The sequence below is a fragment of the Borreliella bissettiae DN127 genome (genome assembly GCF_000222305.1).
GTDB classification, from domain to species: domain Bacteria; phylum Spirochaetota; class Spirochaetia; order Borreliales; family Borreliaceae; genus Borreliella; species Borreliella carolinensis.
In genome coordinates this window covers 1-13095 of record NC_015906.1, presented here as the reverse complement: position 1 = coordinate 13095, position 13095 = coordinate 1, and the positions used below count along the sequence as shown (strand labels likewise).

General features: G+C 27.7%; 14 protein-coding genes and 4 pseudogenes. 2 read left to right on the top strand and 16 right to left on the bottom strand.

Annotated elements, in window-relative coordinates:
* Window positions 1–24: 24 nt before the first annotated feature.
* From BBIDN127_RS05695 to BBIDN127_RS05670, 6 genes are all read right to left on the bottom strand, one after another.
* A complete protein-coding gene (locus BBIDN127_RS05695) occupies window positions 25–1347 on the bottom strand; it encodes a DUF244 domain-containing protein (RefSeq protein WP_014017565.1) in 1323 nt (440 codons plus the stop codon).
* Between the two features lie 541 nt (window positions 1348–1888).
* Complete coding sequence (gene bdr / locus BBIDN127_RS05690; RefSeq protein WP_014017564.1) at window positions 1889–2587, bottom strand: Bdr family repetitive protein; 699 nt, start codon at window positions 2585–2587, stop codon at window positions 1889–1891.
* A 12-nt stretch (window positions 2588–2599) separates the two neighbouring features.
* The gene (locus BBIDN127_RS05685; protein ID WP_014017563.1) at window positions 2600–3157 is read right to left on the bottom strand and encodes a chromosome replication/partitioning protein; all 558 of its coding nucleotides are present in this window, start codon (window positions 3155–3157) and stop codon (window positions 2600–2602) included.
* 41 nt (window positions 3158–3198) lie between these two features.
* Window positions 3199–3954, bottom strand: a complete 756-nt coding sequence (locus tag BBIDN127_RS05680; protein WP_014017562.1) for a ParA family protein — start codon at window positions 3952–3954, stop codon at window positions 3199–3201.
* Window positions 3930–4496, bottom strand: coding sequence for a DUF226 domain-containing protein (locus BBIDN127_RS05675; protein WP_014017561.1), 567 nt, complete (start codon window positions 4494–4496; stop codon window positions 3930–3932). Before BBIDN127_RS05675 ends, BBIDN127_RS05680 begins: the two co-directional genes overlap by 25 nt.
* Window positions 4497–4505: 9 nt before the next feature.
* Window positions 4506–5603 carry a plasmid maintenance protein gene (locus tag BBIDN127_RS05670; protein ID WP_014017560.1) on the bottom strand — a complete coding sequence of 366 codons (1098 nt, stop codon included), beginning with the start codon at window positions 5601–5603 and terminating at the stop codon, window positions 4506–4508.
* A gap of 376 nt (window positions 5604–5979) precedes the next feature.
* Here BBIDN127_RS05670 and BBIDN127_RS05665 point away from each other — a divergent pair.
* Window positions 5980–6984, top strand: a pseudogene (locus tag BBIDN127_RS05665) (ERF family protein).
* Window positions 6985–7029: 45 nt separating this feature from the next.
* Here BBIDN127_RS05665 and BBIDN127_RS05660 read toward each other — a convergent pair.
* Window positions 7030–7494, bottom strand: a complete 465-nt coding sequence (locus tag BBIDN127_RS05660; protein WP_014017557.1) for an Mlp family lipoprotein — start codon at window positions 7492–7494, stop codon at window positions 7030–7032.
* A gap of 171 nt (window positions 7495–7665) precedes the next feature.
* On the opposite strand from BBIDN127_RS05660, the pseudogene revA reads away from it, so the two are divergent.
* Window positions 7666–8148, top strand: a pseudogene (revA, locus tag BBIDN127_RS05655) (fibronectin-binding protein RevA).
* Window positions 8149–8285: 137 nt separating this feature from the next.
* Here revA and BBIDN127_RS05650 read toward each other — a convergent pair.
* From BBIDN127_RS05650 to BBIDN127_RS05610, 9 genes and pseudogenes are all read right to left on the bottom strand, one after another.
* Window positions 8286–8639: a BBA14 family lipoprotein gene (locus BBIDN127_RS05650; RefSeq protein ID WP_014017556.1), complete on the bottom strand. Its 354-nt coding sequence runs from the start codon at window positions 8637–8639 to the stop codon at window positions 8286–8288.
* On the bottom strand, window positions 8632–8967 hold the full coding sequence (locus tag BBIDN127_RS05645; protein WP_014017461.1) for a BlyB family putative holin accessory protein: 336 nt from the start codon (window positions 8965–8967) through the stop codon (window positions 8632–8634). The genes BBIDN127_RS05650 and BBIDN127_RS05645 overlap by 8 nt, the downstream gene beginning before the upstream one ends.
* The gene (locus tag BBIDN127_RS05640; RefSeq protein WP_014017555.1) at window positions 8957–9304 is read right to left on the bottom strand and encodes a BlyB family putative holin accessory protein; all 348 of its coding nucleotides are present in this window, start codon (window positions 9302–9304) and stop codon (window positions 8957–8959) included. The genes BBIDN127_RS05645 and BBIDN127_RS05640 overlap by 11 nt, the downstream gene beginning before the upstream one ends.
* A 3-nt stretch (window positions 9305–9307) precedes the next feature.
* The gene (gene blyA / locus BBIDN127_RS05635; RefSeq protein WP_002658481.1) at window positions 9308–9511 is read right to left on the bottom strand and encodes a holin BlyA; all 204 of its coding nucleotides are present in this window, start codon (window positions 9509–9511) and stop codon (window positions 9308–9310) included.
* Window positions 9512–9588: 77 nt separating this feature from the next.
* Window positions 9589–10401, bottom strand: a complete 813-nt coding sequence (locus BBIDN127_RS05630) for a DUF685 domain-containing protein (protein WP_014017554.1) — start codon at window positions 10399–10401, stop codon at window positions 9589–9591.
* Window positions 10402–10410: 9 nt separating this feature from the next.
* A pseudogene (locus BBIDN127_RS05625) lies at window positions 10411–10779 on the bottom strand (DUF735 family protein); the annotation flags it as partial.
* Window positions 10776–11086: pseudogene (locus BBIDN127_RS05620) on the bottom strand (DUF228 domain-containing protein); the annotation flags it as partial. The pseudogenes BBIDN127_RS05625 and BBIDN127_RS05620, both read right to left, overlap by 4 nt.
* An 11-nt stretch (window positions 11087–11097) precedes the next feature.
* Window positions 11098–11790, bottom strand: a complete 693-nt coding sequence (locus BBIDN127_RS05615) for a DUF1357 domain-containing protein (RefSeq protein WP_014017520.1) — start codon at window positions 11788–11790, stop codon at window positions 11098–11100.
* Between the two features lie 16 nt (window positions 11791–11806).
* Window positions 11807–13030 carry a phage portal protein gene (locus BBIDN127_RS05610; RefSeq protein ID WP_014017551.1) on the bottom strand — a complete coding sequence of 408 codons (1224 nt, stop codon included), beginning with the start codon at window positions 13028–13030 and terminating at the stop codon, window positions 11807–11809.
* Window positions 13031–13095: the final 65 nt, after the last annotated feature.

Here is a 13095-nt window from a genome sequence, read left to right as displayed (position 1 = left end):
TCTTTAATTTTTTAGTGCACCCATTCACATGGGGACACTGACATTATTTGCAAATGCTATATCGCTTGGAAAAAGCAATGCTCCACTTGTTGGAAGCAGTCCCCTTAATCTATCTGATATTGCCCTTTTCTTAGAGTCAAAAGTGAACACAAATTCTCTAAATCTATAATTTACGTGCTCAATTAGTGGACATATATTCGTAATATTGTAGGTTTTCATTTTGATTAAATCTTTAAGATACTTTTCTCTTTTTTTGTGTTCGTTTTGCATTTTGTTTAATTCTTTTTTTGCACTATCAACTTCCATTAGATCACATGCAAGATTTTCAGCAACTTGCCTATCCGTAATTTCAAGCTCTACACAATCAACATATTCTACAAATTCTCTTGCCCAATCAAACTCAACTCCAGAACTATAAAATTCACTTCTTTCTACTAAATCTTCAACTAGTTTTATCACCTCATTATTATCATTATTTAATGTTTGTAAGTTGATATTATTATTTTTAAATATTTGAGTTCTTATGTTAAAAGCTTCCGTCTCGCATTTGTGAACATATTCAAGCACTTTTGCTATTAAGCCATCATTTCTCTTAATCTTACAGTTAACTGGTGCTGCATCTATTAAAAAGAATAAATTACAATACTCAAGTCCAGTACATGCTAGTTGCATTTGTGCCTGCACATAATATTTGAAAAAATATTTACTGTTTAAAAAATTGCCATTTTTATTGTATTCAGCAATAGCACCGCTCATATAATTAGAATCACTGCTTTTAATTTCTAAAAGCTCTACGGTGCCGTTACTATTTATAAACCAACCATCAATTGTTGATCCAACAAACATTTCTGATTTACCAGTTTTCTTGTAATAATTATAATTATCAACACCGTTGGCATATTTGTTCTTATACAAAATATCAATATTATCACCATGTGCTTTAACAAATTCTCTAAATCCTAAATTCTCTAATTCTTTGCCCTTGAGCATATACAAATTCTCTTCAAAAGGTAGGCTCATTCCAAAATATTTAAGCACTCTATTTATCATTAAATCTTTTAGCCCTGCACCACCAATCAAAACATTGCCTACTTCACTAGCACCGTATCTATCAAGTTCATTTCTTTGCACACTAAAATCAATATTTCGATTAAATCTAAAACACTCTTGACTACTTATTCCTGGTAATTTCTTACCTATCTTGCTTAATTTGCTTTTTTCTTTAATGGGAGAAGATTTTTCCTCAAATATTTCACATCCAGTAAAACTTTGTTGATTAAAACTTATCATTTTGAGCTCTCCTTGATTAATTTCTTGTGGGTTATTATTTTTTGATATGTTTGTCATATTTTTACTCCTTGTTTGTATTAATAAATATAAGTATATAACAAAAACTATTTTTGCCAACTTTTCCTACAAAAATTTTTGAAAAAAATAGGGCTTAGCCAAATCCTCTACTAAAAGAACTTAGTTAAACCCCCACTAAATTAGATTTAATTGAATTTATTCAAATAATAGCAATCTTTTATTAGCTATATATATAGTATAGCAAAAACATTTTTTGTCAATTTCTTTATAATAATTTTTGCAAAAAAAATAAATACTTTATTAAATTCTCTTACTAAAAAACTTAATAAAGCTAGAGCTTAACCGAATTCACTTATTAAAAATTATTTTTTAAAAGCTTTTCAATAATTGAATATTGCCCAATTTAGAATTAAAATCAATTTGTCTTTTTACAAAAAAAAGAACTTATTTAAAGTCTTTTGTTAAAAAGTTTAAATAAGCTCTAATTTAAAATAGATCAAAAATAAACTGTTACTTTTTAATAATACCCACCAGCATTATAATACTGCTACTTGAAAAAAACAAATTATGAATTATTCCATTATTTGACACCTTGTATATATTGCATTAAAAATGCATGTATGAATGGTCCAAAAATTGCTGCTGCGAGTATCATAAAATGTACTAGTCTGTTTCCCATATTAAGATCTTTTCTCAAATTCTTTACTTCATTGTCTATCTTAGTATCTAAATTAGATATATCTTTTTGTAAATTCTTTACTTCATTTTCAATCTTATTAGTAATTTCACTTTTTACAGTATCTATCTTAGTATCTAAACTATCTATTTTTAGATTTAAATTCTTTTCTACAGTATCTATCTTAGTATCTAAACTATCTATTTTTAGATTTAAATTCTTTTCTACAGTATCTATCTTAGTATCTAAACTATCTATTTTTAGATTTAAATTCTTTTCTACAGTATCTATCTTAGTATCTAAACTATCTATTTTTAGATTTAAATTCTTTTCTACATTGTCTATTTTAGTATTAAGTTCGTTTTTAACATAATCAATTTTAACGTCTAAACTAGATATATCTTTTTGCAAATTCTTTTCAACATTGTCTATCTTGACATTTAAATTCTTCTCTAAATCAATCAATTTCTCTTTTAAAAGTTCAAAATTATAATTATCATTATGAAGAAAAACAAAATCTATTGCTTCTTCACTAAACCCTATATTTAAAAACTCATTTTTTATACTTTCTATATTGTATGTTCTGTATGCTAAATTTCTCATAAAATACCCTTATTATCCTTTTAATTGTTTATACTTTTTTAACAACTTATTAATCAAATCTGTTTGACTTTCAAGAAGTTCTTCCAATAAAAACCCAGTAAACTTCCCATTTTTTTTATAAAAATCATAACTTTCTTGTTTTTTAAGTTGAAACCTTAAAGGCTTTATTGGATTTTGCTTAGATTTTTTAATAACATTGTTACTTTCCAATTGTTTAATTGTTTTTTCAATGCCATTATTGGCAATAAAATTGTAGTCAATAATACCTTTTTCTACGCCCGATACTATTTTTATATATTTATATGCTTGAGATTTGGCAATTTTAAAATCAGCTAAAAAACTATAAAAATTTTTATATCCATCTAGAATATACAATTTTTTTTGATTAATCGTATTTAATACTTTTGCTGTTTCTATTTTATTATAAATATCATCCGTTGTCAGAGTTTTTAATTTATCTTTCAACCTCAAATATTCTTCTTTATGAACCTCTTCTAATGACTCCATTTTAGAAATATTTTCCTTTATGTCTACTCTTTTGGTTATTATCATTTTATTTTTAATACTCATGTAAGCTCCTTATTTGTCCATTACTGGATAAATTTTATTTGTTATTTTATTTTTAACATTCTATTTAAAGATTTTTTATATTCTTGATAATAGTCTGTTTTAGAAGAAAATTCTTTTCTATAAAACAGCGCTTTTTTGATATCATCTCTTTTTGGAATAACTCCTATTAGATTTTCTTTATATCTATTCTCCAAGTTAAATATTATTTCCTTGTCAATGTTTTGCCTCTCTAGGGCCCCCGTCACCAAAAAGTATGGTGTAATATCGTTTCTATATACTTTATTTATTGCATCTAATATTAGATCTATGCTCTCAACTGCCCATAAATCAGAATTAATTGGTATTATTAAATAATTGGTAATTACTAAAGCATTATTTAAAAGATGTCCTAGACTGGGATTTGTATCAATTATTACATAATCGTATTTAGATTTAATAGCCAAAAGTCTTTTTTCTAAAAGGTTGTCTTGTAATGGTATGCTTTCTGAATTAAAAACAGATAATTCTAATGAACTAGGAATTATATCTAAATAATTAGACACTGTAAAAATGCAATTTTCTATATATTTTCTTTGTTTAAAAACTTCATAAAGATTGTAATTTTCGACATTCACGTTTTGTTCTTTTAATTTGAATAAAAAGTAACTAGTAATACTAGCCTGTGGATCACTATCAATTATTAATACTTTATGTTTTTCTTTAGCCAAGATATTGCCATAGAATAAGACGCTTGTACTTTTGCCAACACCGCCCTTGATTGACGCTATTGTTATTATTTTAGGTTTTTTATTATCCATTTGATTAACGGTCCTTGTTCGGGGTATTTTTTCCCATAAAATTTATATACTTGTTGTTCTAAATCTGTAAACATACTAAATAAAACTTTGTTGTAGTGATTGTTTGTTCTTTTTTTATCTAATAATCGATACAGTCCTTTAAAATAACAAAATACACTTCCAGCTTTAAATCTAAATTCCATATAATATGCTCTTGCTAATGCATATGCTTTTCTATTTCCGTTTATTTGATACTTTATTAACGGTTTTTTAATTGGTTTTCTATAGCCATAAAAAATGCCAATGAACTTATCTCCTTCTTTAATTGGATACAAGTGAGTTTCTTCAACAATTCTTTCTCCATTAAATAAAGCCCTCAATGATAGCCTAAATTCGTGTTTTTTTTCATAAACTCCAAATTTGTAAATATCCATCATTATTTTTGTATGGTACATTGCTTTCCCATTTTCTTTTTCAATTAAAATAAAGCGTTCTTTATTTTGGCATTCAACTTTACATTTGCCTTTTTTTATGGTTTCAATAGGTTCAGGTGCATTTTCCATGTTAAATCCTCATACAGCCTTTATGTTAAATTCTTCTACAGTTAAAGAATTTTTTTCATTTTTTATTAGTTCTAATAATTCAAGATAATATGTACCAAATACTTTATTGTATTCTATTTTCTTTTGTTTATTCAAATAATCTTTGATAATGGGCTTTAGAATTTCAATATTTGTTTCTTTTTTTAGTCGTTCAATAAGGATATTGAAAATGTTTGCCTTTAAATTTTGATAATTTTGTTGAGAATTTTGTTTTTTTCTTTCAATCGACTTTTCCAATTTGCGTTTTATGTTATTTAAATCGCCATATTTGTGATTTTCAATAATAAAATGGGGCTTAAATTTGTAACTTTCGTATACTTTTTGTAAATTTATTTTTAATTGTTCTGAATTATATCCATTTTGTTCAAATTCTTTCTGAGTGTTATTTAGAATGTTCTTTAATGTGTTTTGCTTTTCCTTGATACAAGATTTTTTTATACTAAAACGTTTTATTAGAGCAATTTCATTTTGTTTTAAGATATTCATTGCTTCAATCTTCGTATTTTTATCAGCATTTAAATTCAAAATAGAAAGAGCTTCTTCCGTTTTAAAGTTACAATTATTGAAATAATTTCTTAGTTGATATTTCTCTTTTTGATTATTTTTTCTTTCTTCTTTTATATTATTTTTATTATTTAAACACTCCACTAAATTTACACTACCATTTATAGAAATATTGTCTTTAAAATGGTTATTAACTCTAGATTTAAATCTAGAGTTTTTTCGTTCTTTAAAGTACTTGTTGATTTTCTGGTAACATTCTTTTTTAGGATACTTTAGCTTATAGTAAATTTCAGTTCCACAATTTACACCCATGTGTTGGTAGTAATTAGTTGTAACTTTTAGTACTTTTTCTAATTTATAAAGATAATTTTGCATTGTTCTTAGTGTAGTGGGAGTTAGACCATTTCTTTTTAGATTTTCATTAAAATAATAAAGTATGTTTTGTTGCGTGTATTTCTTATCTTCTTTGTTTAGGTAATTCAACGTTGAAATAAGAGATATTAATTTGTGTTGGTGTTTGTTGTGGCAAGTTGGCCTTTTTATATTATTTGAAGAATCTTTCATATTTTTTCCTTGTTTGAATTATTGATAACTACTATTATAATGCAAAATTTTGATTTAAAAGTAAATACTTTTCTAAAAAAATATTAAATTTTAATTATTAATTTTGTTAAATTAATACAATTTTTGTAATTTAGTAAAAATATAAATTGATTTTAATTCTAAATTGGGGTACACTACAAACAGCGTAGTTATTTGAACATTTTTCAGTTTTAACTACCTTGTTTGAATTTACAAAAAAAATTTTTAGCACGGGCTTAACTAATTTCTTTAGTAGATAATAGAGAATTTAGCTAAGCCCTATTTTTTTGTAAAAAAGTTGGCAAAAATAGTTTTTGCTATATACTTATATTTATTAATACAAACAAGGAGTAAAAATATGACAAACATATCAAACAATAATAATCAAGAAATACAAAATAATATTCAAGCAAAAATAAGCTTCAGAAAAGATATGAAAACCCTAAAAATGAATTTACCAGGGATTGACAAAAGTCTTAAAGGATATGGATACAAATATCAAAATTTCAATGAAATAGTAGAATAAATTGAAAACGTTATTGAAAAGCACAATTTGGAGCTTGATTTTGAGCAATATCCAATATCTAAATTTGTAGATGGACAAAAGGAGCATGTTATTAGGACCACATTTTACAGTACAAGCACTGGATATGAATTTTCTTTTGATACACCAATGCTTACAGAAAACTTACAATGGAACAGTGAAAGTGGGTCTAAAAATGTTGTAAATACAGTACCACAACTGGTTGGATCAGCTATTACTTATTTCAAAAGGTATGCTTTAGTAGCATGTCTTCATATAAAAAGTGAAGTTGATACTGATGCAGCACCTATTTACAATAACCACGAAAACGTAAATTCTATGCCTAGCAAACAAGTTCGTGTTAATCAAAAGCAAGAACAAAAAAGAGAACAAAAACAAGAGATTGATCAAATTCAAAAAAATAACACTATTCAAAACCAGAAAAGAGACATTAAGCAAGAACAAATAAAAGATTTTGATAAAAAGTCGAAAACCGACAAGTTTTATTGCTATGAAATTTTTAGAGACGCATTGTTTAATATGAAAAATTGGTTAAGTGAAGGTGACGAAAAAAATAATATAAATGCTCTTATTCGGGCATTATGTACAGATAATGATGATGCTTTAAATAATCTTCTTGATGAAAATCCCAAGCTTAAGAGTATAGAATATTGGGTAAGTCTTATGAAAGATTATTTCAGTAAAACCAATAGATTTGATGATTTAAACAAGCTTAAAGTATTTATGTCTGATAATCGAGACGTTTATAAAACAAAAGTATTAAAATTCTTTTGCATGTTAAAAAAAGAAAGACAATTTAATTATATATTTGCAGTATAGCAATATTCTTACATAGCAAAGCCCCCACAATGGGGGTCTTCTGTATTACGGAAAAATTTCGCACAAACTACTTGCTTGTTCTGGAAATTTATCTATATCACCGCCGCTAAGTGCTCCTTGAACTGTTTGCTTGAAAGTGTTTTCTTGTTGAGCAGCAGCTTGTTTCCCTTTACATTTATCAAGTTCACTTTTTATATGATCAAGTGCTGTTTTTATTTTGATTTCATCATGTTGTAAAAATTTATCAAATTCTCCAGGATTAGTTAGAGCGGTTTTTAACCAATCAAGATATGTTTTTTGATCATCTGAGAGGTTTTCCCTAAGAAGTTCTTCTTTAGATTTAGGGTTTTCTTTTTGCAGTTCTTTTGGACCTGATTCATGTTTTTCCCCACTTTTTGCTTGTTGGCGTTCAGTGGGGTTATTATTGTTCTTAAAAGTGTCGTTATCATTAGCATTGCAGCTGTTTAATATAATTAAAAACAGACAAAATAATATATTGAGACTTTTCATTTTTATTTCCTTTCCTTATTTTTAGTACAATATGATGAGTGACAATAAGACTTATTCTTATAAATATAGATCCTATTTTTAGAAATTTTTAAAGAGATTAATTGAGAGATTTATATTTTTCGAATGTTGTGCTAGCTTTTATCTCATTATTATTAAATATAGGAGTAACTAATGAAAAATAAAAACATGGTTAAATTATTTTTTGCATCAATGTTATTTGTAATGGCTTGTAAAGCATACGTAGAAGAAAAGGAAAAAATAGATTCATTGAGTACAGTTGTTTCAACTCTTAATAATAAGATTGATCATTAAAAATTTAATAATTATAAACAAGAAATAAATAAATTAAAAGAAAATTTAAAGGATGTAGGTAATGCAGAGCTTCAAGAAAAGCTATTAAAATTGCAAAGCCTATTCCAAGACAAATTGGCAGCTAAATTAGAAGCTTTAAAAGCAGCTAAACAAAAAATTGAGGGAATTACAGATACTGACAATGGTATTGCAAAAAATAAGATATGGGCAGAATCAAAGCTGGTTGGAGTAACTATAAAATACAGCGGAAATCATGGTACTGGTAAAGGAGCAGAAATGTCCAAAGAAGCTGTCGAACAGATAGAAAAAATAATAAAATTTCTAGAAGAGGGTACAAATTAATTAGTAAATATTCATATTGAAAATGTTAAAATCTAGATATTAAATCTGCGTTAATCTAATATCTAGATTTTTTCTCTGTTATAAAAGCCAATTTGATTATAAGGTAGAATTTCTTGCAAGAAAAACCTTTTTGTAATTTACATTTTTAATTGGGAATATTGATTATATACTTTTTCCGCTATTGGTTTTGTTTGTTTAATGTACTCTAAATATATCTTAATATTATGTTTTACTGCGGTTATGGAGTGTTCGTCTTTTAGTGTTGATAAGTCTGGATAAGGATATTCTGGATAATTTGGGTCATTAACTTTAACTTTTGTTTTAGCTAAAAATGTTACAAGATACATAACATATTCTGAAAGTTGTGTTTCATATTTAGCTAAAGATTTTAGTGTTTGGATAAGTGGAGGTTTTGGTTCTTCTGGTAGGCTAGCAATAGTAGTACAACACAATAGCAAAACAATTAGTAGACAATGCAATTTTTTAAGCATTTTCACTCCTTTTAAGCATTTTGATGTATTCTTTCATAATTTTGTTACGTGTTGCTTTAAGTGAAGTAATAATTTTTTTATTTTTGTCGGCAGAGATAGCCTCTATTATCTCAATATTGTATTTTAAAATATCTTTTATTTCTTCAAATATTTTCATTGACTCAGCTGTTTCCATAGATTTTAGTGTGCTTATATATGTTTTGTAGAAAAAATCTATTACTTTACTAAAAGTATTAATGTAATTATGATCTATGTTTGTATCAGTTTTAGCTATGTTAGTTAAGCTGGATAGTAAATTAAGCCCCAAACCAATAGTGTTATTTTGCATTATTTGTTCTTTCCTTATAGATAGGTTTTCCTTCTTGATTGAATTTTAGATCATTAGATATTTTGAGATTTTTTTCATCAGAATTAACTAGATCAATGCATTGATTGATTTTTTCATTTAATGGAGCGAGTGCCACATTTATTGCTGGAGTTAATGCACTCTCAAGTCTTTCCATATTTGCTGTATAGATTAATTTATAATGAGAATACAGCTCATAAACCAAAAAGAATCCTTTATGTGCAATTTCATCAAATTCGTCTTCAAATTTAGAAAATATATCAATAAGGGTTGATAAAGACGTAAGTCCAAGCTCAACATTATCTTTGGATAATTTCATAAGTTAATCTCTTTTTTTAATGTGATTTTTGCCATTACCATTGCCATTCTTGAAAATCTTGCCTATTACAATAGTCAATATGTCTTTTAATAAAGGCTTAAGAAGAATTAACACTCCCAAAACCAGTACTGTTACAAAAATCATTACGGCTATAAGTTTAATTTCGTTTAAATTGATAAGAAGTTCAGTTAATTTAATAGTATCCATTTTTTAATCCTTCATTTTAATTTTTTTAGTTTTATACGTATATTATATACCAAAACCTTAATTTTTGCTAAAAAAGTTTACAGTTTTAAAAGAACCGGGATGGGATTCCCTGAAGAGGAGGCTCTTTTTTGGACATACCATCCTTTATACAAAGGAATGCTAAAAGTTATTCTTCTAGTACTAGAACTATCACGTGAATAAATCGTGTTTTTTTCATTTTCATCGGAATACCTTAAACTCAATGTTTTACTTTTACCAAAGGATTCTACATCAACTTGGAAATCAAGATAAATGGGGTTATCATCATTATATTTGTAAAAAATGAGAGTTACATCATTATAGTCCTCCAGATCAATGATTACACGGTGATTTTGATATTCATTAGGATAAATTGTGGTACCACCAGTAAAACTATAAGAACTCCGAAAATCTGATGGTACACCAATCAATTGTTTTGGAACGGGTGTTTTTTGAATAGTGCTTGATGACATTATCAAAAGATCATCACTTCTAGATAAAGTGGCTGATGATATGCTATTTGTAAGGCGAGATTTAATTTTACTAAAAAGATTTGAAAGTTTATCAGAATCATTGCCAATTAGTTTGTCAACTATTAAATCGTAAATGCTTTTTATAAAATCTTTATCAGCTGCAAGTTCAGTAGCGATTGTAGACTTAATTATCTCTTTAAAATAGCCCAGCTCTTCGCCTTTAAATGTTTGGTGATTAACGGTTTTTAAGAAGTTTTTAAAGGTGATAGCATTGCTGCTTGCAGCGCCATCATCAAGCAGTAAAAGATCAGTATTGTTAACGGTCGTAACCTTATTTAAATCTTTTATTTGAACCGTTTCTTCTTCATCAATTAGTAATTTATCTTGATCATCGGCCATAAAACCTCCTTAGTTGTTAAAAGTTATAATATTGTTACCATCTTTATTATTAATTTTGAGAACTCTACCAATAGGAATAATTCTCTTTATAAAAGCATAAATTGAATGATCATAGCCCTTAGGAAGCGAATTAAATACTAAAGCCTTTTTAGATGCAGCATATCCCGGTTTCTTTTCTCTAATTAGAATCTTTTTAAGTCGTTTTCCTTTCTTAGTACTAGGGGAAATAAATGTAGTAAAGTTTGTTTTTATTACCCCTTTTAAAGAGATATCAATAACCCCAGATTCAGGAGTAGTAACTTCAATGTCCACATTTAAAAAGGCCTTGAAAATCAGTCTAAACGACTCATCAGTACCAATATGACGTAAAGCAAAAATTCATCTATATCGGAGCACACTCCATATAAATCATCTCCACCACCAGCTCAACTTCTAGTTCTGTTGTTCCATCACCAAAACTAAGTTTTACTCCTCGCTTATACGGATACCCTTTAACGGGGTAATTTTCTATTTTGTCCTTACTGCTAGTAGACACTCCACCAGAATTAGAAAAAATTAGATTTTGGTCTCTAAAATCAATAGAATTGCTAAGCAACCCCGCGTCTTGTTGGGGATTTTTCATTAATGCTTTAATTTCTGCAACTTTTTTATCAAACTCTTGTTTAATTTTCGTTATATCACTCATTAAAAACTCCTTTAAGCAATACTTGTTCTTTTATGTCTTTTTAGATTTTCATAAAATTGAATTCGTCTTTGCTTGTATGTATTACTTATTGCTTGTACAAATTCTGTAAAATTAATTGGCACAAAATTAGAATCAAGTAAACTTGCTCTTTCTTCTGATTTGGCAACAATATTGCCCTTAATAGCGTCAACAGAAGAAGAATTGCTACTCGCATTTTTTCTTAATTTAATGTTCACTTTTGCTAAAGAAACAAGCTGTTCTAGTATCTCCCCATCGATATGACTTATATCTGACACTTTAGCAATAGCTTTAATTTGCTCAATTGGAACAAACTTGCGAACAAGTTCTCTACGTTGTGCTTGCATAATGTCTTTCAGTGTGTATCCCTTTGCAAGTAACACTTCCTTATTGAAATGGTTGCTAAGATGTGCTTTTGCAAGTGTATCAATTTCATTAATTCGCTCAGCCTCTAGTAACAATTGCTTTTCAATACGCTCCCGCTCTTCAACTTCTGCAAGTTCTTTTGTTATTCGCTCATTTATACTTAAATCTCTACTTGTCTCTTTAGATTTAATGTTTGCTTGTTCTTTAAAGTGCATGTACTCTTCAAATTCCTGTGCACTGATAACTTTAGTATCAGCCTTATTTTGCTGCTCTTCTTTATCTTGTGCTTGCAAGTCTTCTTTTTCTTCTTTCTCTGTCACTTTTTAACTCCTTTTCTCAAAATGAGAATAATTTCTCTTTTAAAATCACTAGCTCCTCATTATTAAATGCACTACTCTGTATAAGCTGGCTATATTTACTGTAAAGCTCAATTAGCTTTATATCTCTTTCCACTTTTTGTTCTTCACTTAACATAATCAGCGAATTAAACTTCATATCAAGCCCGAAATACTTTTTAAGCTTTAAGTTACAAGAGTTCTCAACTTGTTCTTGTACGCCTTTTAGAAAATCGTAATAATTACTCCTATCACCTTTACCATCATTTCCTAGTCCTTTAGCCTGTTCATTAAAACTTCTAGTTAAGGGTTCTTTAGTATCAGCACCAATTTTTGCCTTAATCAACGCTAAAGCCTCCTTTAAGTAGCTAAGATCGTATTTAATAACCTCTAAACTAGCACTGGGAGTAGCCGTATAAAACATTCCCTCATTATTTAGATTGCTTTTAAGCCTAGATAGCTCATGTGCTAATGAATCATTAAGGTTTCTTAAATTAGAAATATCTTTACTATGATTGTTTGTATTTTGTTTTCTCAAAAAAGAAGATAAAATGCCACTTCCCCTATCATTATTGCTCTGAGTAAGTGCACTTAAAGAAGTTGTTGCACTAGAAAGTGCGTCTTGTAGTTGTACTAAAGATTCATCTTTGTAAAACAAGAAATTGTGGTTTTCAATACGTCTTTCTATTTCAACGTATATCTTTTCAAATAAATAAATATCTAGCAAAAAGCTTTCGGTATAACACGGAACATATCTTTTTAAGATATAATCAAAGTTTTCATATATAATAAGTCGACTTTTATGTATTTTAACTGCATCTAAAGAATTGTTCTTATTGTTGGATTTTACTTTATAGGTTATATGATCAAAATCAACTCCCAAATCTCTTACATATTCATAATCAAGGTATTCAAAACCAATAGGTAATTCTATATTAACGGGTTGTTCGAGATCTATTAGGGTATCTTTGGTTTTTACTAAAACATAGCCAATCCCGTGAAAACGGTAGCTTATAATACAATTAAGCAGGGCATTCTTAAGCTGTACCTTTAACCTAGCAAGTTCAACCTCGCTAACATTGTGGTCAGCGCTCTCAAGAACAAGCCCGTTCTTGAGACAATCTTCTGCTACATTTTCTATATAATTTCTAAAAAATATTGAATATTTATATAGTTCCAGTGAACTTATTTTATCTATTAATTTTGTTTTTCTTAAATCACACACCGTTTTACTTCTCTTTATTAAATTAGATGTATGATAGCAAAAACTAATATTTTTGTCAATAAAAT

Coding starts and splice junctions, on each gene's coding strand:
- BBIDN127_RS05630 (WP_014017554.1), bottom strand. CDS start 10,401: ATGGCCGATGATCAAGATAAATTACTAATTGATGAAGAAGAAACGGTT.
- BBIDN127_RS05695 (WP_014017565.1), bottom strand. CDS start 1,347: ATGACAAACATATCAAAAAATAATAACCCACAAGAAATTAATCAAGGA.
- BBIDN127_RS05660 (WP_014017557.1), bottom strand. CDS start 7,494: ATGAAAAGTCTCAATATATTATTTTGTCTGTTTTTAATTATATTAAAC.
- BBIDN127_RS05650 (WP_014017556.1), bottom strand. CDS start 8,639: ATGCTTAAAAAATTGCATTGTCTACTAATTGTTTTGCTATTGTGTTGT.
- BBIDN127_RS05645 (WP_014017461.1), bottom strand. CDS start 8,967: ATGCAAAATAACACTATTGGTTTGGGGCTTAATTTACTATCCAGCTTA.
- BBIDN127_RS05685 (WP_014017563.1), bottom strand. CDS start 3,157: ATGAGTATTAAAAATAAAATGATAATAACCAAAAGAGTAGACATAAAG.
- blyA (WP_002658481.1), bottom strand. CDS start 9,511: ATGGATACTATTAAATTAACTGAACTTCTTATCAATTTAAACGAAATT.
- bdr (WP_014017564.1), bottom strand. CDS start 2,587: ATGAGAAATTTAGCATACAGAACATACAATATAGAAAGTATAAAAAAT.
- BBIDN127_RS05680 (WP_014017562.1), bottom strand. CDS start 3,954: ATGGATAATAAAAAACCTAAAATAATAACAATAGCGTCAATCAAGGGC.
- BBIDN127_RS05675 (WP_014017561.1), bottom strand. CDS start 4,496: ATGGAAAATGCACCTGAACCTATTGAAACCATAAAAAAAGGCAAATGT.
- BBIDN127_RS05640 (WP_014017555.1), bottom strand. CDS start 9,304: ATGAAATTATCCAAAGATAATGTTGAGCTTGGACTTACGTCTTTATCA.
- BBIDN127_RS05670 (WP_014017560.1), bottom strand. CDS start 5,603: ATGAAAGATTCTTCAAATAATATAAAAAGGCCAACTTGCCACAACAAA.